At 36.2% G+C, this 18978-nt stretch carries 22 protein-coding genes, 1 pseudogene and 1 riboswitch; of the genes and pseudogenes, 18 read left to right on the top strand and 5 right to left on the bottom strand.

Annotated elements, in window-relative coordinates; genetic code table 11:
* The first annotated feature begins 8 nt into the window (after positions 1–8).
* The 5 genes from MHB75_RS11790 (at position 9) to MHB75_RS11770 (ending at position 5898) form a co-directional block, all read left to right on the top strand.
* The gene (locus MHB75_RS11790) at positions 9–998 is read left to right on the top strand and encodes a choloylglycine hydrolase family protein (protein ID WP_340997902.1); all 990 of its coding nucleotides are present in this window, start codon (positions 9–11) and stop codon (positions 996–998) included.
* 15 nt (positions 999–1013) lie between these two features.
* Positions 1014–2402 (top strand): glutamate decarboxylase, encoded by a 1389-nt coding sequence (locus MHB75_RS11785; RefSeq protein ID WP_445667006.1) that lies wholly within the window; start codon positions 1014–1016, stop codon positions 2400–2402.
* A gap of 139 nt (positions 2403–2541) precedes the next feature.
* Complete coding sequence (locus MHB75_RS11780) at positions 2542–2679, top strand: hypothetical protein (protein ID WP_340997901.1); 138 nt, start codon at positions 2542–2544, stop codon at positions 2677–2679.
* A gap of 610 nt (positions 2680–3289) precedes the next feature.
* Entirely contained in the window at positions 3290–3703 is a 414-nt protein-coding gene (locus tag MHB75_RS11775; RefSeq protein WP_340997899.1) for a hypothetical protein, read from the top strand.
* A 248-nt stretch (positions 3704–3951) separates the two neighbouring features.
* A complete protein-coding gene (locus MHB75_RS11770; RefSeq protein ID WP_340997897.1) occupies positions 3952–5898 on the top strand; it encodes an LTA synthase family protein in 1947 nt (648 codons plus the stop codon).
* Between the two features lie 38 nt (positions 5899–5936).
* Here the strand turns inward: MHB75_RS11770 and MHB75_RS11765 are convergent, their stop codons facing one another.
* Positions 5937–7175 carry a hypothetical protein gene (locus MHB75_RS11765; RefSeq protein WP_340997895.1) on the bottom strand — a complete coding sequence of 413 codons (1239 nt, stop codon included), beginning with the start codon at positions 7173–7175 and terminating at the stop codon, positions 5937–5939.
* 96 nt (positions 7176–7271) lie between these two features.
* On the opposite strand from MHB75_RS11765, the gene MHB75_RS11760 reads away from it, so the two are divergent.
* From MHB75_RS11760 to MHB75_RS11740, 5 genes are all read left to right on the top strand, one after another.
* Positions 7272–7937: a response regulator transcription factor gene (locus tag MHB75_RS11760; protein WP_340997893.1), complete on the top strand. Its 666-nt coding sequence runs from the start codon at positions 7272–7274 to the stop codon at positions 7935–7937.
* On the top strand, positions 7934–9196 hold the full coding sequence (locus MHB75_RS11755) for a sensor histidine kinase (RefSeq protein WP_340997891.1): 1263 nt from the start codon (positions 7934–7936) through the stop codon (positions 9194–9196). The genes MHB75_RS11760 and MHB75_RS11755 overlap by 4 nt, the downstream gene beginning before the upstream one ends.
* 5 nt (positions 9197–9201) lie before the next feature.
* On the top strand, positions 9202–9876 hold the full coding sequence (locus MHB75_RS11750) for a Dph6-related ATP pyrophosphatase (protein ID WP_340997890.1): 675 nt from the start codon (positions 9202–9204) through the stop codon (positions 9874–9876).
* 97 nt (positions 9877–9973) lie between these two features.
* Positions 9974–11047, top strand: coding sequence for an NADH-dependent flavin oxidoreductase (locus MHB75_RS11745; protein ID WP_340997888.1), 1074 nt, complete (start codon positions 9974–9976; stop codon positions 11045–11047).
* An 18-nt stretch (positions 11048–11065) separates the two neighbouring features.
* The gene (locus MHB75_RS11740) at positions 11066–11791 is read left to right on the top strand and encodes an AAA family ATPase (RefSeq protein WP_340997886.1); all 726 of its coding nucleotides are present in this window, start codon (positions 11066–11068) and stop codon (positions 11789–11791) included.
* Between the two features lie 39 nt (positions 11792–11830).
* On the opposite strand, the gene MHB75_RS11735 is transcribed toward MHB75_RS11740, so the two are convergent.
* From MHB75_RS11735 to MHB75_RS11720, 4 genes are all read right to left on the bottom strand, one after another.
* Positions 11831–11953: a hypothetical protein gene (locus MHB75_RS11735; RefSeq protein WP_340997885.1), complete on the bottom strand. Its 123-nt coding sequence runs from the start codon at positions 11951–11953 to the stop codon at positions 11831–11833.
* Between the two features lie 54 nt (positions 11954–12007).
* Positions 12008–12292 (bottom strand): hypothetical protein, encoded by a 285-nt coding sequence (locus tag MHB75_RS11730; RefSeq protein ID WP_340997884.1) that lies wholly within the window; start codon positions 12290–12292, stop codon positions 12008–12010.
* Positions 12293–12832: 540 nt separating this feature from the next.
* On the bottom strand, positions 12833–13186 hold the full coding sequence (locus MHB75_RS11725) for a lysozyme inhibitor LprI family protein (protein WP_340997882.1): 354 nt from the start codon (positions 13184–13186) through the stop codon (positions 12833–12835).
* An 18-nt stretch (positions 13187–13204) separates the two neighbouring features.
* Positions 13205–13327 (bottom strand): hypothetical protein, encoded by a 123-nt coding sequence (locus MHB75_RS11720; RefSeq protein WP_340997880.1) that lies wholly within the window; start codon positions 13325–13327, stop codon positions 13205–13207.
* A 107-nt stretch (positions 13328–13434) separates the two neighbouring features.
* Here MHB75_RS11720 and MHB75_RS11715 point away from each other — a divergent pair, with 107 nt between their 5' ends.
* The 8 genes and pseudogenes from MHB75_RS11715 (at position 13435) to MHB75_RS11680 (ending at position 18620) form a co-directional block, all read left to right on the top strand.
* Entirely contained in the window at positions 13435–14778 is a 1344-nt protein-coding gene (locus tag MHB75_RS11715; RefSeq protein WP_340997878.1) for a PepSY-associated TM helix domain-containing protein, read from the top strand.
* Between the two features lie 10 nt (positions 14779–14788).
* Positions 14789–15262: a FixH family protein gene (locus MHB75_RS11710; RefSeq protein ID WP_340997876.1), complete on the top strand. Its 474-nt coding sequence runs from the start codon at positions 14789–14791 to the stop codon at positions 15260–15262.
* A gap of 97 nt (positions 15263–15359) precedes the next feature.
* Positions 15360–15866 (top strand): YfiT family bacillithiol transferase, encoded by a 507-nt coding sequence (locus tag MHB75_RS11705; RefSeq protein ID WP_141274725.1) that lies wholly within the window; start codon positions 15360–15362, stop codon positions 15864–15866.
* Between the two features lie 21 nt (positions 15867–15887).
* Complete coding sequence (locus MHB75_RS11700; RefSeq protein WP_170214781.1) at positions 15888–16559, top strand: GNAT family N-acetyltransferase; 672 nt, start codon at positions 15888–15890, stop codon at positions 16557–16559.
* A 43-nt stretch (positions 16560–16602) separates the two neighbouring features.
* Entirely contained in the window at positions 16603–16887 is a 285-nt protein-coding gene (locus MHB75_RS11695) for a hypothetical protein (RefSeq protein WP_340997870.1), read from the top strand.
* Positions 16884–17543 (top strand): O-methyltransferase, encoded by a 660-nt coding sequence (locus MHB75_RS11690; protein WP_340997869.1) that lies wholly within the window; start codon positions 16884–16886, stop codon positions 17541–17543. Before MHB75_RS11695 ends, MHB75_RS11690 begins: the two co-directional genes overlap by 4 nt.
* A gap of 100 nt (positions 17544–17643) precedes the next feature.
* Positions 17644–18084: pseudogene (locus MHB75_RS11685) on the top strand (nucleoside deaminase).
* Between the two features lie 92 nt (positions 18085–18176).
* Positions 18177–18620 (top strand): GNAT family N-acetyltransferase, encoded by a 444-nt coding sequence (locus tag MHB75_RS11680; RefSeq protein WP_165442688.1) that lies wholly within the window; start codon positions 18177–18179, stop codon positions 18618–18620.
* Positions 18621–18788: 168 nt separating this feature from the next.
* A riboswitch (cobalamin riboswitch) is annotated at positions 18789–18973 on the top strand.
* Positions 18974–18978: the final 5 nt, after the last annotated feature.

Raw genomic sequence — 18978 nt, 5'->3', positions numbered from 1 at the left:
GTGTAAATGTGTGTACAAGTATTTTTACTGTAACAAAAGATGGTAACTATTTATTATCACGTACGATGGACTTTTCGTTTGAACTCGATACAAAACCTGTTTATTTGCCAAGAGAACATTCATTTGAGTCAGTAGTGGATGGAACAGAGTATGTTGGGAAGTATGGCGTACTAGGTGCAGGAACAGAGATTGAAGGTCTCTATACTGTTGCTGATGGTGTAAATGAAAAAGGCTTATCAATGGCTGAACTTTATTTACCAGGTGAAGCTTATTATGCAGAAGATAGTAAAGAAGGGGCAATTAATTTAGCACCACATGAATTTATTACATGGGCAATTGAACGTTTTGCAACGATTGATGAGTTAGAAAAAGAATTACATCAAGTACATCTTGTAGCAAAATCGGCACCGCTTATTAACACTATTACACCACTGCATTGGATTGTGACAGATCGTACAGGAAGATGCGTTGTTATTGAACCGCTAACAGAAAATCTAACAATTACAGAGAACCCTGTTGGTGTTATGACAAATACGCCGAATATTCAATGGCATTTTTCGAATTTGCATAACTATTTACATGTGCGTCCGAAACAATATCCTCCTGTGAAATTTGGTGAATATGAAGCAAGAGCTTTCTCACAAGGAACGGGAACGATGGGGTTACCTGGTGGTTATACGCCTCCTGAGCGATTCGTTCGAGCGGCATTCTTTAAAGAACATATTAAACAACCGGAGAACGAAACAGAGGGAGTATCAAATGCCTATCATATCCTTTCAACAGTTCGTATTCCAAAAGGAATTGTTGTCACAGCAGATGACCGAGAAGACTTTTCTCAATATGTCGGAACGATGTGTAACACGTCACGCACATATTACTACACATCGTATGAGAATTATCAAATTTCTAAAGTGAAAATGACCGATGAGCTTTTAGCATCAACAGAACCTGTAATGTTTAAAGTACAAAAAGAAGAAGCATTTAAAGAGTTGAATTAGAAAGGAGGTTCTTTCGTGAAGAAAAAACACTTACCAGATGATGCAAGCCCTTTGTATGGTTCGTTAGCATCAGGTAAAGACGTTGTTTTGAAAAAGTTACGCAAAAAACCAATTAGTGCCCATATTGCCTATCAATTAATTAAAGATCAGTTAATTGATGAAGGAAATGCAAGACAAAACTTAGCGACTTTTTGTCAAACGTATATGGAACCAGAAGTCACAAAATTAATGTCTGAAACAATGGAGAAAAATGCAATTGATAAATCAGAATATCCAGAAGTAGCACGCTTAGAAACGAGTTGTGTGAATGTACTAGCTGATTTATGGAATGCACCGGATACCGAGGAAGTGAAAGGAACGTCTACTGTTGGGTCAAGTGAAGCTTGTATGCTTGGCGGTATGGCAATGAAGTTTCGGTGGCGAAATCTTGCGCGTGAATGCGGACTTGATTTAAATGCACAAAAACCAAATCTTGTGATTTCTTCAGGTTATCAAGTATGTTGGGAAAAATTCTGTGTCTATTGGGATATTGAGATGCGTGAAGTACCAATGGATGAAGAACATTTAAGCATTAATTTAGATAAGGTAATGGATTATGTAGATGAGTACACAATTGGAATTGTGGGTATCTTAGGTATTACGTATACAGGTAAGTTTGATGATATTGAGGCGCTCGATCAACTTGTTGAAAAGTACAACGAAACACATGAACATCAGCTTGTTATCCATGTAGACGGTGCGAGTGGTGCAATGTTTGTACCATTCGTTGATCCTGACCTTGCATGGGATTTTAGATTGAAAAATGTTGTATCAATTAATACATCAGGGCATAAATATGGGCTTGTATATCCAGGTGTTGGCTGGATTTTATGGCGAAATCAAGAATATCTACCAAAAGAATTAATTTTTGATGTGAGCTATCTAGGAGGGAATATGCCAACAATGGCGATTAACTTCTCTCGTAGTGCGAGTCAAGTGGTGGGCCAGTTCTATAATTTCTATCGTTTAGGATATGAAGGGTATCGTGAGATTCATAAACATTCACAGAAAGCAGCCATAAATATCTCAAAAGCAATTGAAGAGACAGGACTCTTTAAACTGTATAATGATGGCGAAAATCTGCCCATTGTTTGTTATACGTTGAAAGAAGATGCCGATGTATCTTGGAATTTATATGAATTAGCTGACCGTCTTCAAATGAAGGGGTGGCAAGTTCCAGCATATCCATTACCAGCCGATTTAGATGATATTGTCATTCAACGTTTTGTATGTCGAGCCGATTTAGGTCAAAACCTAGCGGACTCTTTAATAGAAGATTTCTTACAATGTATCGAAGATTTAAATCATGCACGTGTCTTATTCCACGATGATGATGAACCACATGTACACGGGTTTACACACTAAATTAGAAGGAGTGTTTTATAGATGACAAACTATGAAGAAAAAAAGACAAAATGATTTATAAAATGGCGGAAACATTAATGAGATTAGGTAAAGTACTTAAAAGTTAGAAGCGAATAAAGAAGATGATAAGTCACATCGTATGAAGGAATGGTATGAGGGGAAGAAAGTCATTCATGAATTTAAGCGCTTATTACATGAAATTCAAAAATATGATTGTTATGATGAAAAAGAAGAAGCTCTAAAATTGACAAGCAATTTGAAGAATACAAATAGTTAAGTGAAGCAGGTGCATATTCTTTTGCACCTGCTTTTTGTTATACTATCTCTAAAAAAGGAAGATTTTATGCGGAAAAAAGAAGGACGAATTCAACGTTTTTTTCGAGATGTAAAAAATGTAATTCGTGAAGTGATTTGGGAAGGTATTATTCAAGGTTTTTTGAGTTTTCTCTTAAATCTAATTTTCGCGATTTTTCGATTCACTTTACACCTATTTAAATAAAAGGGGAGATAAGTTTAGCAAAATTAGAAGCAATCTATTCATTACTCAAATTTCAAGATGCACTATCTCATCTCAAAAATAAGCAAGAAAAGATATTTTTAAAAAGTAATTTAAAATAAGGCTTTTTATATAAAAAAACAATCAGTTTAAGTCTTTTAGCATCGATTCTAAAATACTTTCTATTACATATTTTCTTTTAGGGATAAAAATGAAATAAAAGTATTTTTATATAGCGTGAATTTATTGAAGTGGGGTTAATTTATACCATGTTACAAACTTTGTTAAAATGGTAGTGTTATATACATGTTTATTTTTTTATAAGTAATAATAAAGTGATAGTTAAAATACATTATAAAAAAACGTATTCGTTTAAATTAAGGAGAAAGAGATGCTGAACATCAGTGGTAGATTCTACTTTTATATTGTATTAGAAATTGTTTTAGTTAGTATTGTACTTGGGTGTACATACTATAATATAGATATGGTATCTTTGTTTATCTTAGTAATGAGTCCATTCTTTTTACTATTTAGTGCCATTTGGCTAGAAGTGAACGAACGAAAAAACCCTCTGCTCATCTTGGGGAGTATTACTTTATACGTATTGATTGTGTTAACTAGTTATTTAATGACTTTACATATCGGAACAGAAAAATATTTACCAAAGGCGTCACATTTTAATGAAGGAAGTATGGTCACATTTATTATTTCAATTGTGACAAAGGAAATGCTAATAGGTGTAAGTGTTTATTTGGTGCTCCTCTATTTTTTTAAGGAAAATAACAATAAAACAACAACAGAATAGGATGTATGACTTCTTTACATAAAAGTTACAATCGATAAGAATAAGACTATAAAAGTTTACATAGATCGCCAAACTTGTGTACACTTAATAAGTGAATGTAAAAATCAAGTTATTTATATTAGAACTTCAAAGAAAAATACTGTAAAATAAGCTAAGTGTTCTTTTATGAAACATTTCACAAACAAAAACGTTATAGCTTATGATTTATTGAAAATGAACTTAATTTTTATGAAGTAGGTGTAAAAAATATGTTGAAAGATAAAAAATTCTCGTCTATGAATCGTTTTACGGGGATTTATTTAGTAGCCGTACTTGTGCTATGGATTAAAACATATATTGTACAAGTCACACAATTTAACTTGGAAGTTAAAGGTGTGGTGCAACAATTTTTACTTGTTATTAATCCACTAGGCGCTATTGTGTTACTACTCGGTTTGTCTTTCTTTTTTAAGAAAGACAAACGAAAACTAACTGCTCTTGTTGTTATCTACACATTGATGACGATTTTATTATTTGCCAATGCTGTATATTATCGCTTCTTCAGTGATTTTATTACGTTGCCAACTGTAACGCAAACACAAAACTTTGGTGATTTAGGTGGTAGTGTACTATCGTTATTAAAATGGTATGACATTCTATTCTTTATTGATGTATTTGCATTAATGTATTTACGTTTCTCAAAGAAAACGCATAAGTTAGTGAATGAAAAACGTGGAACGCTAAAAAATGCTACATTAATTTTAGCTGTATCAGTCGGTTTCTCAGTTGTAAACTTAGCATTAGCTGAAATTGATCGTCCACAATTATTATCACGTGGTTTCGACCGCACGTACATCGTAAAATACTTGGGTATGTATAATTACACAGCGTATGACACATATGAAACGGTTCAAGCCTCTTCAGAACGTGTACTAGCTGATAGTAGTGATATTACGGATGTATTGAACTACACGCGTTCAAACTATGCAAAACCGAATAAAGAATACTTTGGCGCTGCCAAAGATATGAACGTCATCTATTTACATTTGGAGTCGTTCCAAACATTCTTATTAAATTACAAAGTAGATGGTGAGGAAGTAACCCCATTCTTAAACAAGTTAATGAAAGACCAAGAGACATTGTACTTCGATAACTTCTTCCACCAAACAGGGCAAGGAAAGACATCAGATGCAGAGTTCATGTTAGAAAACTCATTATTTGGCTTACCACAAGGTTCAGCTTACATTACAAAAGGTCAAAATACGTACCAAGCTGCACCGAATATTTTAAAAGGTGAAGGTTACACATCAGCAGTATTCCACGGGAATAACGGAAGCTTCTGGAACCGTAATGTGATTTATAAGCAATTCGGTTTCGATCATTTCTATGATGCAAGCTTCTATGATACAAGCTCACCAAAAGATATGGCTGAGTATGGTTTATTAGATAAGCCATTCTTTAAACAATCTGAACCATATCTAAAAGAATTACCGGAACCATTCTATACAAAATTGATTACAGTAGGGAACCATTTCCCATATAAAATAGATCAAGATCTTGTGACGATTGGCAAAGAAAAAACAGGTGACCAAAGTGTAGACGATTACTTCCAAACGGCACGTTATTTAGATGAGTCAGTGAAACAATTCTTCCAACAAATGAAGAAAGATGGCTTAGATGATAACACGATGGTTGTTCTGTATGGTGACCACTATGGTATTTCAAGCAACCACAACAAAGCGATGGCTCAAATTATGGATAAAGAGATTACGCCATATGAAAATACGAATTTACAACGTGTACCATTATTCATTCATGTTCCAGGTATGAAGGGCGGCGTTAATCACACATACGGTGGTCAAATCGACCTTTTACCAACGTTATTACATCTTTTAGGTGTTGATACACAGAAATATGTACAATTAGGTACAGACTTATTATCAAAAGATCATAAAGAAATTGTAGCTTTCCGTAACGGTAGTTTCGCTACTCCTAACTATTTCTTTGTAGATGATAAATATTATGATAATAAAACGGGTGAATTATTAAGCGAAGATCAAATTCCAGAGGCTGAAAAAATTAAAGCTGAAGTGTCAGAGAAATTAAGTATCTCAGATAAGATTGTAAATGGAGATTTATTACGTTTCTACACACCAGAAGGTTTTAAAGCAACGGACCCCTCTACGCTAGACTATACAAATAAAGATGCAAAATAACAAAAAGGCTTCGACATTTGTCGAAGCCTTTTTGTGTTTTAGAAGTTTTCAGCATGTATATCATCTGCTTGTACTTTGTGTAACATTTTTTCAAAGGCGAAGCTAGCTTTAGCTGATGCACAGATGAAGCATTGAGCTTGTTCTAAATAAAGATTTTGTTCTAAGTCTTTATATGTTAATCGCTCACATAACCCTTCCTGTGTTACGTATGGTGTGTAGTAGAAGTTTGGAATTGTTTGTTGTAATTGACGGAAATAGCGGTCATATACTAACTCGTTACTTTTACGAACAGACCAGTAAAGATGGAATGGTTGTGTTGGATTTTTAGACCAAGCTTTAATATAACTCATCCCCACAGCAATACCACTACCACCAGCAATATAAATGGTTGGTTTTTCAAATTTCGGTAGCTTTCCGTAACCCTTCGTCATGTATAGACGATCTCCAGATTGTAGTTGTGCCATTTTCTTTGTAAATGGTCCAACCTTTTTAAAGATGATGGTTACTTCATCGTCATTCACATCTGCAATCGTGAATGGATGTTCCATACCATTGATGCGAATCCATGCTACTTGTCCAAATTGTGCATATTTTTTACTGTTCATGTGTAGTTTTAATTCATACATTACAGAGCTTAAAGCTGTAACAGATGCTACGGTTGCATTGCGTCTTGCGAATTTTTTTAGTAGGAATGGGATATAGAATACAAGTGCCACTCCGAAGTACACAATATAAGGGACAGCTGTCATCGGTGTATTGTAAGCGGTATTCACTAGAATTACGTGAATAGCCATAAAGATAATCCCGAAGATTTGTAAGTGATGTACCCACTTCATCCAGTCATAACGAATAAAGGAGAACATCTTCATGAATGTCTGTACAATAGAAGGTGTATAACGTAACCATTTTGTTGCTAAGAATAAGATACTTAATCCACCCATAATTAGAAATACATTTTGTGAAAGTTCACCATAGCCACTAGCATCATGTAAACCATCGGGATTGTTTACGAAGTCTTCTGTTTGACTATGAAGAAGAATCGCTGCGATTGCAAGAATTGGTAAAACACGATGGAATTTTTGTGCTACTTCATATTTAATCCATCTTGGACGTGTACTTAAGAATAAGATGAAGCACAGGTAACTATATGCGATGGCACCGAATGATACGGTGACAATGTTCCAAAAAGCGAATCCATGATCTTGTGTTGTAATTTGCCAAAAGATTAATGGAAGTGGTAAAAGAAATGTAAGAAATGATAGCCATTTAGCATTCATACGAATCATCCTTTCTGTTAAATCAAGTATAGAAAAGGATGCTGTATTTCAAATGAAGGGTAGCTGAAAATCAGCTGAAAAAAGGAGAATGGGGATATGACACGAATTTTAGCCATTGATGATGAGGAAAGTATTACACAATTTTTGAAGATGGGGCTTGAAGCTGAAGGATATGAAGTAATCACTGCTTCTGAAGGAATGACAGGCATTCAATTAGCAGAGAAATGGAAACCAGCTGTTGCCATTGTTGATATTATGATGCCTGGTATGGATGGGTATGAAGTATGTCGTAGTTTGAAAAAATATATAAACTGCCAAGTTATTTTACTTTCTGCAAAAGGAGAAGTGACCGACCGTGTAACGGGGTTAAATGCAGGTGCAGATGATTATATGGTAAAACCATTTAGCTTTGAAGAACTGATTGCGCGTGTACAAGCACGACTGCGCAATACACCACAATATGAAGAACAACCAACAGGGCTTTTTTCAATTGATGACGAACAAAAACAAATCACCTATCAAGGAGAGGCACTTACATTAACGCGTACCGAGTACAAATTATTACGCTATTTTATTCAACATAAAAACAAAGTGCTATCAAAAGAAGCGATTTTGAATGCTGTATGGGGGTACGATTATTACGGAAATGATAATGTCGTTGAAGCGTATATAAAAACGCTTCGTCAAAAGCTACAAGACCCTGAACATCAAGTGATTCAAACATTGAGGGGTTTCGGTTATAAATTGGATGTGACCGAATGAAAAAACAATTACTTGTTCGAACATCGATTATTTTTGCTATTTTATATGTGATACTCGGTATTTTACAAATTGGGATTTTTAAATATTCTGTAGAATACCAACAACAAGATAATGTGAAAATGGCGAGTAAACAATTAGACATAAGAAATGGTGAATTAACACCCGAATCACGTGAGTTACTCGAAAAGCAATTTTTAAATGCTCGCATTGAATGGGATGGAGAAGTAATTCGTTCATTTCGTGGAGATGACGATGATAAAGTCACATCACGTACAATCGAAAGAGAAGTAGCAGGTCAAACACTCAAAGTTTCTTTCCCAACACATGAAGAAAATGAAATTATGTTCACACAATTAATTATTTATACAGTAGTTGTTGCGATTATTTTTACGATTGTTTTTTGGTTATATCAGAAAATCTTACGTCGTACATTGCGCCCATTAGATGAATTATCTGAACAAGTGCGTGAATTAACCATCGATCAAATGGGAAAAGCAGTCTCAGTTAAACAGGCGCCAATTGAAGTTGAGCAGTTAGAAAGTGCAATTCAAAAGATGCAACAACGTGTACAACAAGCCTTTGAAAAAGAGAAGGAGACGAAAAAAGTGTTAGAGCAGTTCGTGTCCGATGCATCACATGAATTAAAAACGCCACTTACATCGATTCGTGGTTTTACAGAGGTACTTCTTCGTTCGAATTTTGAAAATGTACAACAAGTAGAAGATTCCGTTGCGCAAATTCATCTTCAAACAGAAAGAATGAGTGCTTTGATTGAGAGGCTACTACAGTTATCACGTTTAGACCGAAAAGAAGCCTTACAGTTAGAAATGATTAGTTTTAATGAGTTAGTAGAAGATTTAATGCCTGTTTTAGAAGTGCTAGGGGAAAAACGTGAGATGAATTATGTATTACAGTCAGCACAATCACAACAGATGGATGTCATGAAGATGCAACAAGTTGTCATGAATCTCGTACAAAATGCCATTCGTTATAGTGACGATGGTTCGAAGATTACGATTAAAGCATATGGCACAAAGCTTGAAGTGATTGATGAAGGTAGAGGAATTGAACAGGAGAAGTTACCTTATATCTTTAGACGATTTTATCGTGTTGATACAGACCGCGCGCGTTCTACTGGTGGTGAAGGTCTTGGGTTAGCGATTGCAAAAGAGATTGTTGAGCAACATGGTGGAACGATTCAAGTAACAAGTACAGTGAATGTGGGAAGCTGCTTTACAATTACATTACCAAAGGAATGAAGCATATGAATACATGGAAACAGAATGCCGCTAATAAAAAGAGTATCGTGTCTTATAGTGGTGGTAAGGATAGTACACTCGCACTTGAATGGGCGATGAAGCAAGGAGAAGTGATTGGCTTACTCGTTATGATGGAGGAACAAGGAGGGCGTTCACGTTCACATGCGACAGGTTCAGAGCTTGTACGCGCGCAGGCAAAAGCAATAGGTCTTCCTGTTTTTGAAGTATTAGCAAGTTGGGCAACTTACGAGGAAGCTTTTGTAGAAGCGTTAAAAGCAGCAAAAGAAGCAGGGGCAGAAGTACTTGTGACAGGAGATATAGATTTACTAGAGCATGGTCTCTGGCATGAACAAGTGGCAGCGCGAGCAGGATTACAGCTCGCTATGCCATTATGGCAAGAAGAACGTAAATCCATTGTAAAAGAGGTTGTAGAAAGAGGATATCGTGCCATTATTGTCACGATAAACGAGTCGCTCGGAATGAAGGCATCGGATTTAGGGCGTGAGTTGTCGATTGAGTTCATGAATGAATTGATTGAGCGAGGAATTGACCCATGTGGTGAACAAGGTGAATTTCATACGACTGTTGTAGATGGCCCTTGTTTTCAACAGTCACTAGATGTAAAAGTGGGACGAGAAGTGAGACAAGACTCTTATGTGTTTTTGGAGTTAACGCTGTAGCCTTTCATAATTCCAACTAAAATGATAAGCATATTTTTTGAAATTTTGATATAACACGTTCATAATTTTCTCATAGATATGAGGAGGGAATTTTTGTATGAATGCTTTTGAACCAATTACTTTAAATAATGGTGTGAGATTAAAAAATCGCCTAGTTATGGCCCCTATGACAACATATTCTGGTAATCCAGATGGTACTGTTTCAGATGAGGAGATTGCTTACTATAAAGAACGTTCTGGTGGTGTAAGTGCTGTTATTACAGCTGTTGCCTATGTATCAGAGCATGGTAAGGGATTCCCAGGACAATTCTCAGCGCATGAAGATCGTTATATTGAAAGTTTACGTCGTTTAGCGAAAACAATTCAAAGTGGAGGTGCAAAAGCAATTTTGCAAATTTTCCACGCAGGTCGTCAAAGTCCGGCGAATGAAGTACCAGAAGTGGTAGGCGCAACGGATATTACAAGTGATGGACAACCAACACCACGTGCTTTAACGACAGAAGAAGTACAACAAATTGTACGTGACTTCCATGAAGCGACAAGACGTGCGATTGAAGCAGGCTTTGATGGTGTCGAAATTCATGGTGCAAACACATACCTATTACAACAATTCTTCAGTGGCTTCACGAATAAGCGTACAGATGCTTACGGTGAAGACCGTATGAAATTCATTTTAGAAGTCGTACAAGCTGTACAAGCAGCTAAAGAGAAATATGCAAATGAATCATTTATCGTTGGTTACCGTTTCTCTCCAGAAGAGCCTGAAGAAGATGGTATTACAATGGATCAGACACTAGAATTAGTAGATGTTCTAGCAGACCAACCACTTAACTACTTACATGTCTCACAAATGCAGTTTGATTCAGAGCCACGTCGCTATAGTGGTACAGCGACTACACGTGTAGAGGCACTTCAAGAAACAATCGCAGGTAGATTGCCATTAATTGCAGTAGGTTCAATCTACAGTAAAGAAGATTTAGAGAATGCATCACATATCGGTGCAGACTTACTCGCAATTGGTCGTGAATTATTAATTGAACCACATTGGGTAGAGAAAATTCAACGTGGTGAACAAGTGGAAACAGCACTTGATACGAAAAATCCACCTGTTTTACCAACGACGATGTTTGAAATGATTAAAAGTCGCCCGGGCTGGGTTCCGATGAAATAAGAAAAAAGGAGTCATGTGATGTTTTTAAAAAGTTGTCGTTTAAAGAGAGAAGAAGTACAAGATTTTACTGTATACCCATTCTCGATTCCAACGATTCATCATTTAGATACTTTATCGCTTAATCAAACTGTTACGTTTTTTGTAGGGGAGAATGGTTCAGGTAAATCAACATTACTTGAAGCTATTGCCGATCAGATTGGCTTTCATACAGCTGGAGGAAGTCGACAAAATGTAAGAGCTTATAATGTACATGCGAGTGAATCGCATTTGGGTGATTACTTACGTCTATCTTGGATGCCGAAAGTGACAGATGGTTTCTTTTTAAGAGCAGAAACGTTTTATCAATTTGCATCTCATATTGATGAAGTGGATGTAGATGGATTTAAATCCTACGGCGGGAAGTCGCTTCATCATCAATCGCATGGTGAATCTTTTTTGTCGCTCTTTCAACATCGTTTTCGTGAAAAGGCAATCTATTTATTGGATGAGCCTGAAGCTGCATTGTCTCCAGCGAAGCAGTTGACATTGCTACGGATTTTACATGATTTAGAGAAAGAACAAAATGTACAATTTATTATAGCGACACATTCACCAATTTTACTCGGTTATCCTAACGCAAAAATTTATGAATTTGATGAAACGATTCATGAAGTAGCTTATGAAGAAACATCACATGTACAAATCTCCACATACTTTTTGAGAAATCGTGAAAAGATGTTAGAAGAATTATTTAAAGAGGAATAATAGAAAAACGATTTAGTCAGCTTCGACTAAATCGTTTTTCTATTGGTTATTTTTGTAGTTTCTTTCTAATTGATAGATGATGACAAACAAACTACCGAGACCTAACCCAGCAAGCATTAGTAAGCCGATATCCTCTAAAAATGTGACTAAAAATAAGCTCAATAGTATACCTAGTATTAAAAGACTGATGATTTTCAATTTATTGTCTCCTTATTCTTATTCAGCCGATTCTAAAAGAATACGGTCTGTATCACTGTTTTTATAATAGTAATATTTTTTAGGATCATTTTTGATTTTTACATAAACTAGCCAATTTTTATCTCCGTCTAAGTTAGCTACAAATGGATCTAATACTTCAATGTCAGCTTCTTTTATATTTTTTTCCTTCAATAGATATGTATGAACATCATTTTTAACCAGACACTTTTTAGTTTCGATATATCCAAAAATAGATAGCCCAATTAAAATCACAATGCCTAAAAATATACCGAATTTTTTCATGTTAAAAAGTCCTTTCTATAATTACTAGTTCAATTATATATGTTTTTTATCCAATTTCATCCATATATTATTTTTTACTATAAAAGAGAATAGAACTGTAATGGTATGAAATGCATTTATTATAAGTTTTACTTCTATGAATTCAAACAAAAAAAGACCTTCTATCTAATTGTGCGAGATAGAAGGTAAGGTTTCATAAAGCATTTGATTCATTGTTTTAACCTCATGATTTTATTTTGTATAAGACAAAATAGCGTTATTGCATCCTTTTAGCTTTTCTGTAGCAGCATCCTTATTTGTGTACTCAAACATACGAATATCATGAATATTATTGAAAATTGTTACAACCCACATGGTCATTCTCCATTCTTTGTTATATTACAAGTTATTGTTGTTATATAACAAAACTTGTTATAATTTATTCTACATGATTTTTAGAAAAATGGAAGTGTTTTTTTACGGTTGTCACAATTTATTCTTATTCGAAGCGTTTTCATAAAAAAGAGCCACTTTAGATTGTTTAAAGTGGCTTATTACAGGTTAGCGTAATGTTTCACGGTATTGTTCAAGAAGTGCATAACAGCGTTCTCTTGTTGAAGCAGCTAAAGATTCTGTATAGGCAATCTCTGGTGCATATTCGCTATAAGCAGATGCGCTACCAGCATGATGATCACGTTCTTTAATCCAATTACGCTGTATATCACGTAGCACAGTGAATTCGGGTGAAGATAGACGTGATTTTAATGTGCCGTAAATTTCATTTAATAGAGCATCCCACTGCTTATAACTTGCATCGAATGCTTTTAACATAGGGGCAAAGCTATCTTGACGTTCACCATCTATTGCGTATGCTGCTTCATCGAAATTCTGCCCGATAAGAGTTGTCTTATTCATGTAACTCGCATATAGATTCTATTTTTGAGGTGTCGTTTGTGTTGTGGTTGTTTGGGTTTTAGGTGTGGTATTTGTTTTTGTAATTTCTTTTTCATTACCACAAGCTGTTAAAAATAGGCTCGTACAAATGATTGTTGTCATTATTTTTTTTACAAAAAATCATCTTCATTTAAATACATTGTTTCATTGTTATTTCACATTTTCTTGGTATATTAAACAAATTGAAAAAAGGAAGGAAGATTACATGAATGAAAAAGAAGACAACAGAACTGTATAAAACAGTTTGGCGATGGCATTTTTACGCAGGCATTTTCGTTGCGCCTTTCTTAATTGTTTTAGCGATTACAGGCGGTACATATTTATTTAAACCACAGATTGAACAAGCACTTTATCATTCATATTATGAAGTGAAAGAAGAAAGTACAAAGATGGATGCAGATGCACAGGTAGCTGTCGTCCAAAAACAATACCCAGAAGGAACAGTCACATCTTTCAAACCAAGTAGTTCGCCTACACGTTCAAGCGAAGTCGGTTTGGCAGAAGGTGACGCCACGTATACAGTCTTTTTAAATCCTTATAGTGGTGAAGTGATTAAAAAATTAGATAACCATGATCGTATTATGGATCGAATTGAAGAATTACATGGTGAATTAATGGTGGGAACATGGGGTGACCGTCTAGTTGAACTCGTAACTTGTTGGGTCATTGTTTTAATCATTACAGGGGTTTATTTATGGTTCCCTCGTAAATCAAAAAAAGAAAAAGGCGGTACATTCCTTATTCGTTTTGATAAAGGTGGACGTGCATTGCGTCGTGACTTGCATGCAGTTCCAGCCGTTTGGTTAACAGCGGGTATTGCCTTTTTAATCGCAACAGGGTTACCGTGGTCGGGCTTTTGGGGTACAAACTTCCAATCCATCGTAACGAATACAGGACAGGGGTATCCACCAAGTATTTGGACGGGGAATCCACCTGATTCTGTGACACAGACGAAAGATTTAACAAAAGTACCGTGGGCAGCAGAAACATTAGAAGTTCCTAAGTCAACCATAATTCCGAACTATGAACGTGTATCACTTACAACGATTGAAGAAAATGCTGAAAAACGTGGTGTACCAGAAGGCTATAAAATTGTCATGCCGCAAACAGCAGAAGGTGTGTACACAATCTCTGCTTTCCCGAATAAAGCACAGGATGAAGTAACAATGCATTTAGATCAGTACACAGGTGCGGTATTAACTGATTATCGTTATGACAACTATGGTTGGATGGGTAAGGCGATTGCACTCGGTATTACACTTCATAAAGGAACACAGTTCGGACTCATCAATCAATTAATTAGTGTGCTCATCTGTATTGGCATTGTGTTAGTAGTATGTAGCGGTATTTACTTATGGTGGAAACGAAAACCGAGCCATCAATTAGGTGCACCGAAATCAGGTAGCGCACGTCATGCCTATGGTTTTTACATCTTATTAGTCATATTAGGAATCATCTTCCCATTAGTTGGTTTATCACTTATTGTGATTTTCTTACTCGACTTTTTAGTAATTCATCGCGTAGCAAAACTGAAAAAATTCTTTAATGCATAGGAGGCACGAAATGATGAAATCAAAACTCATGTATGTGGTCGTTTTCGCATTGATTTTCGTGCTAGCAGGCTGTGAAACACGTTCCGATGCAAATACACTATATAAAAAAGAACAACCGTTAGAAGTTCAATTTCTATCGAAAGAAGCGTATGAGAAAGAAGGCGAGCATACGATTCACTTTAAACTATTACAAGATGGTCAATCTGCGAAAGATCTTCAGTTTACACATATCTCGATTTGGAATGTAGATCGCTCGGTGACATTAGATATGACAGCTGCTTTAGAGGAGAAAGACGGGACATTTACATTCCCGTTCGACTTTAAAAAACCTGGACTATACTATGTACAGATTCACGCAGGAACAAAAACCGAAACCATCTCACCAACACAACGTTTATTAGTTGGGAAACTATCGAAAAAAGATATAGATGCATTACAATCGACTACACCATCTTCAAATAGCGGTGGAGGACACCATCATTAGAAAAAGTTTTTCCTTTGTGAATGGAAATATATTTGAAAAGTACGTTACTATATAAATAGGACGTACTTTTTATTTTATACAAAGGGGATGAGAAAGTATGGATGAACGTTATCCAATTGGTCGTTTTGATGTACCGGAAGAAGTGGACGGTGCGAAATTAACAGCTTGGCTATACGAAATGGAAGCACTACCACGTTTATTAAATCAAACGGTTATGCATTTAGAAGATGATCAATTACAAAAAACATATCGTGAGGGTAGTTGGACGGTGAAGCAAGTGGTGCATCATATTGCGGATAGTCATATGAATAGTTATATTCGTATGAAGCTAGCAGTGACAGAAAATAATCCGACGGTTTCAACATATGAAGAACAGTTATGGGCTGAGTTAGCAGACTATACATTACCTGTGGAAGTATCATTACAATTAATTGCTTCGCTTCATCAACGCTGGCTACACTTTTTACGCTCATTGACGAAAGAACAGTTGCAAAAAAAATTCGTCTATCCAAATGGAGAAGCGATTCAAGTAAAGCAAGCTATTGGTTTATATGCATGGCATGGCAATCACCATTTAGCGCATATTAAACAAGCCATTTCATAAATCCAAAAGGGAGTGATGAACGTGCGTGATGAAGATTTAATGCAATTACATTTAGATGTACTGTACCAACAAAATGAAGTAGGTGCATTGACGGTAATGAATGAACCACCATTTGAACCAGCACCTACAGTTCATATTGGCGTAACGAGAGATGGGAAGCAAACGCGCTTTTCCTCGCGAGTAGATGAAGTATTTAAAAAACGTTTAGAAAATACGATTCAAGATGCAGATGAAGATTTACTTGTGGATTTAATTCATCAGCTAATGAATCGCGCAGATTTACATGAATTTCGTATGGGACCAACCTATGTGTTCCCTACAATTGAAGAAATCTCACCTAAGGTTTTACACGTAACGGAGCAACATAAAGAAAGGTTAAAAGACGATTTTCTATTCACTTATATGAATTTTGATATGAAGCAACCTTGTTATGTAGTCATGGAATTAGATCGTATTGCATCAATTTGTTGTACAGCTAGACAAAGTGCAGTAGCAGCTGAAGCAAGCGTCTATACACATCCTAAATCAAGAGGAAAAGGATACGGTGCAGCAGTGGCGCAAGCGTGGGCAAGAGATGTGCAACGCCAAGGACGCGTCGCACTCTATAGTACAACATGGGATAACTTTGCTTCACAAGGCATCGCTCGCACATTAAACATGCGCCAATACGGTGTGGACGTGTCGATTGAATAAGTGAAGATGAATACTTTTCATTTTGGAAAGGAGCTATTCAAAGATGAAAATGCGAGAATATCGTCGGGGAGAAAAGCCAAATGATCGAGATCATCGTGGTGGAGAAGAACATCGTGCTCAAACATTTCGTCGTAAACGCGCACTTGGCTTTTTGGAGATGCTCTATGTGAAACAAGAAACATTAAAGGATCAACTACAGCGGGAAGAATTTGCGAACAGTCGACCAGTGATTGAGGGCGAATTGAAAGCTGTTGAAATGATTATCGAAGAGTTTAAAAATGTCTTTCAAGTGGAACGCTCTGAAATAGAGGAGGGGGAAAACGAATGATGGAACAAGTAAATAAATACGCAGATAGGTACTTTGGAAATGAAGATGAGCATTTACAACATATTTTAAAAACAATTGAAGAACATGGTATGAAAAATATCTCGGTTTCAAATGCGACAGGAAAATGGCTGACGCTTCTTGCGACATTAAAGCAATCAAAAAAAGCATTAGAAATAGGTGCTTTAGGTGGTTATAGTGGTCTCTGTATTGCGCGAGGTTTAGCAGAAGGTGGCACACTCCTATCATTAGAGTTAGAACCAGAATATGCAAAACTAGCGAAAGAAAACCTTATGCGCGCAGGATACGGCGAAGTTGTAGACTATCGTATTGGAGATGCGTTAACATCTTTGAAGCAGTTAAAAGAAGACCAAAAAACATTCGATTTCTTCCTTATTGACGCGGATAAAGAGCGTTATAAACATTATTTAGATGCGTGTGTAGACATTGCAGAAGATGGGGCAGTTATTGTTATGGATAATGTATTAGTGCTAGGTGGCGTAGCAGACGAAACGGTTAAAGATTCTTTACCTGAACATTTACAAGAACGTACACGTATTATGCGTGAATATAATGAATATGTATCACAGCACCCACATCTATTTTCAGTACTACTACCAATCGGTGATGGGTTAATTTGTTCTATCGTTAAAAAGTGATTCGAAGTAAACATATAGCGATTGTCTAAATAAATGTTTTTTTCATATAATATGAGAGCAAAATAGGCAAATTCGGAGGTACACAGATGACAAAAGAACAGTGGATGCAAAAATAATTGAACTAGCATATGAGAATACAGTGAATGGTGGAAAGCCTTTCGGTGCCATCATTGTCAAAGATGATGCCATTGTAGCAGTTGGTGTGAATGAAGTGTTAGAAACACATGACCCAACAGCACACGCTGAACTACTCGCGATTCGTCGTGCAACAGAAAAGTTACAAACAACAGATTGATTGGATTGTCAGCTATATACAAGTGGTGAACCATGCTCGATGTGTATGGGTGCGATTTACTGGGCAAACTTTAAAGATGTATATTATGCCTATTCTTCAGAAGAAGAACAAGCAGGTCTTGGAACATCACATGTCTATGCACAGCTTGCTTTACCACGTGAAGAACGTGAGGTTCAATTGCAGCACGTTGAACGTCAAGCAGAAACGAATGATGCGTTTGCATTATGGATTGAAAAACAACAATAAGTTTAAAAACAGAAAGAATCGTGCATATACGGTTCTTTTTTTTATTTTAAAAAAGCTGCATTTTGGTACAATAAGGAAAAGGGGTGGATGATGTGGAAATTCAATATGCAACGAAAGCAGATCTAGAAAAGGTTGTGCCATTATTTCAAGGATACTTACAGTTTTATGGTCGCCAATTTGAAGAACAAGAAGTGGTGACTTTTATTAAAAAGCGTTTAACAAACGATGATGCCATCATTTTATATGCAGAACATGAAGGAAAAGCAATTGGATTTACGCAACTCTATCCAAGTTTTTCATCACTTGCATTAAAACGCGCATATATTTTAAACGATTTATTCGTTGAGGAGTCTCACCGAAAGTTAGGTGCGGCGAGAGCCTTGATGGAGGAAGCATTTGTATTTTGTGAACAGATGGGTGCAGCGTACATCACGCTTGAGACACATCCAGATAATGTAGCTGCTCAAAAACTATATGAAGATATCGGTATGCAACGAGATGATGAATATTGGCATTATACGAAAGAATTTAAATAGAACGTGAAAACAGGCTGGGACATAAGGGCAAAAAACACATCCTATATGAGCATAAGAAAAACTGGAATCGCGCTGTAGCACGGTTCCAGTTTTTCGTTGCGAACGCTAAAAAAATGAAAATGACATGTTTTGTCCCAGCCTGTTTTCTTTTCTTGTATAATAAAATCAAACGGAATAATAGAAGTTGGTACAAGTGTATGGCACTTGTTTAAAAGGGAAGAACGGTGAAAGTCCGTCGCTGTCCCGCAACTGTAAGTAGGAGTGCTTTTCGATAAACCACTGTCTTATGAGATGGGAAGGTGAAAAGTGCATTGAATACGAGCCAGGAGACCTGCCAATCTTCGAGTACAACCAAAAA

The organism is Kurthia sp. FSL E2-0154 (genome assembly GCF_038003625.1).
Classification (GTDB): domain Bacteria; phylum Bacillota; class Bacilli; order Bacillales_A; family Planococcaceae; genus Kurthia; species Kurthia gibsonii.
Note: the sequence above shows the minus strand (reverse complement) of the source record. Positions and strands in the feature narration are given on the sequence as shown.

Excerpts from the sequence above, each read along its gene's own strand:
- MHB75_RS11715 (WP_340997878.1), top strand. The coding sequence starts at position 13,435 with ATGAAAAAGAAGACAACAGAACTGTATAAAACAGTTTGGCGATGGCAT.
- MHB75_RS11745 (WP_340997888.1), top strand. The coding sequence starts at position 9,974 with ATGAATGCTTTTGAACCAATTACTTTAAATAATGGTGTGAGATTAAAA.
- MHB75_RS11765 (WP_340997895.1), bottom strand. The coding sequence starts at position 7,175 with ATGAATGCTAAATGGCTATCATTTCTTACATTTCTTTTACCACTTCCA.
- MHB75_RS11695 (WP_340997870.1), top strand. The coding sequence starts at position 16,603 with ATGAAAATGCGAGAATATCGTCGGGGAGAAAAGCCAAATGATCGAGAT.
- MHB75_RS11725 (WP_340997882.1), bottom strand. The coding sequence starts at position 13,186 with ATGAATAAGACAACTCTTATCGGGCAGAATTTCGATGAAGCAGCATAC.
- MHB75_RS11750 (WP_340997890.1), top strand. The coding sequence starts at position 9,202 with ATGAATACATGGAAACAGAATGCCGCTAATAAAAAGAGTATCGTGTCT.
- MHB75_RS11775 (WP_340997899.1), top strand. The coding sequence starts at position 3,290 with ATGCTGAACATCAGTGGTAGATTCTACTTTTATATTGTATTAGAAATT.
- MHB75_RS11710 (WP_340997876.1), top strand. The coding sequence starts at position 14,789 with ATGATGAAATCAAAACTCATGTATGTGGTCGTTTTCGCATTGATTTTC.
- MHB75_RS11705 (WP_141274725.1), top strand. The coding sequence starts at position 15,360 with ATGGATGAACGTTATCCAATTGGTCGTTTTGATGTACCGGAAGAAGTG.
- MHB75_RS11730 (WP_340997884.1), bottom strand. The coding sequence starts at position 12,292 with ATGAAAAAATTCGGTATATTTTTAGGCATTGTGATTTTAATTGGGCTA.
- MHB75_RS11720 (WP_340997880.1), bottom strand. The coding sequence starts at position 13,327 with ATGACAACAATCATTTGTACGAGCCTATTTTTAACAGCTTGTGGTAAT.
- MHB75_RS11690 (WP_340997869.1), top strand. The coding sequence starts at position 16,884 with ATGATGGAACAAGTAAATAAATACGCAGATAGGTACTTTGGAAATGAA.
- MHB75_RS11755 (WP_340997891.1), top strand. The coding sequence starts at position 7,934 with ATGAAAAAACAATTACTTGTTCGAACATCGATTATTTTTGCTATTTTA.
- MHB75_RS11770 (WP_340997897.1), top strand. The coding sequence starts at position 3,952 with ATGTTGAAAGATAAAAAATTCTCGTCTATGAATCGTTTTACGGGGATT.
- MHB75_RS11780 (WP_340997901.1), top strand. The coding sequence starts at position 2,542 with ATGAAGGAATGGTATGAGGGGAAGAAAGTCATTCATGAATTTAAGCGC.
- MHB75_RS11760 (WP_340997893.1), top strand. The coding sequence starts at position 7,272 with ATGACACGAATTTTAGCCATTGATGATGAGGAAAGTATTACACAATTT.
- MHB75_RS11740 (WP_340997886.1), top strand. The coding sequence starts at position 11,066 with ATGTTTTTAAAAAGTTGTCGTTTAAAGAGAGAAGAAGTACAAGATTTT.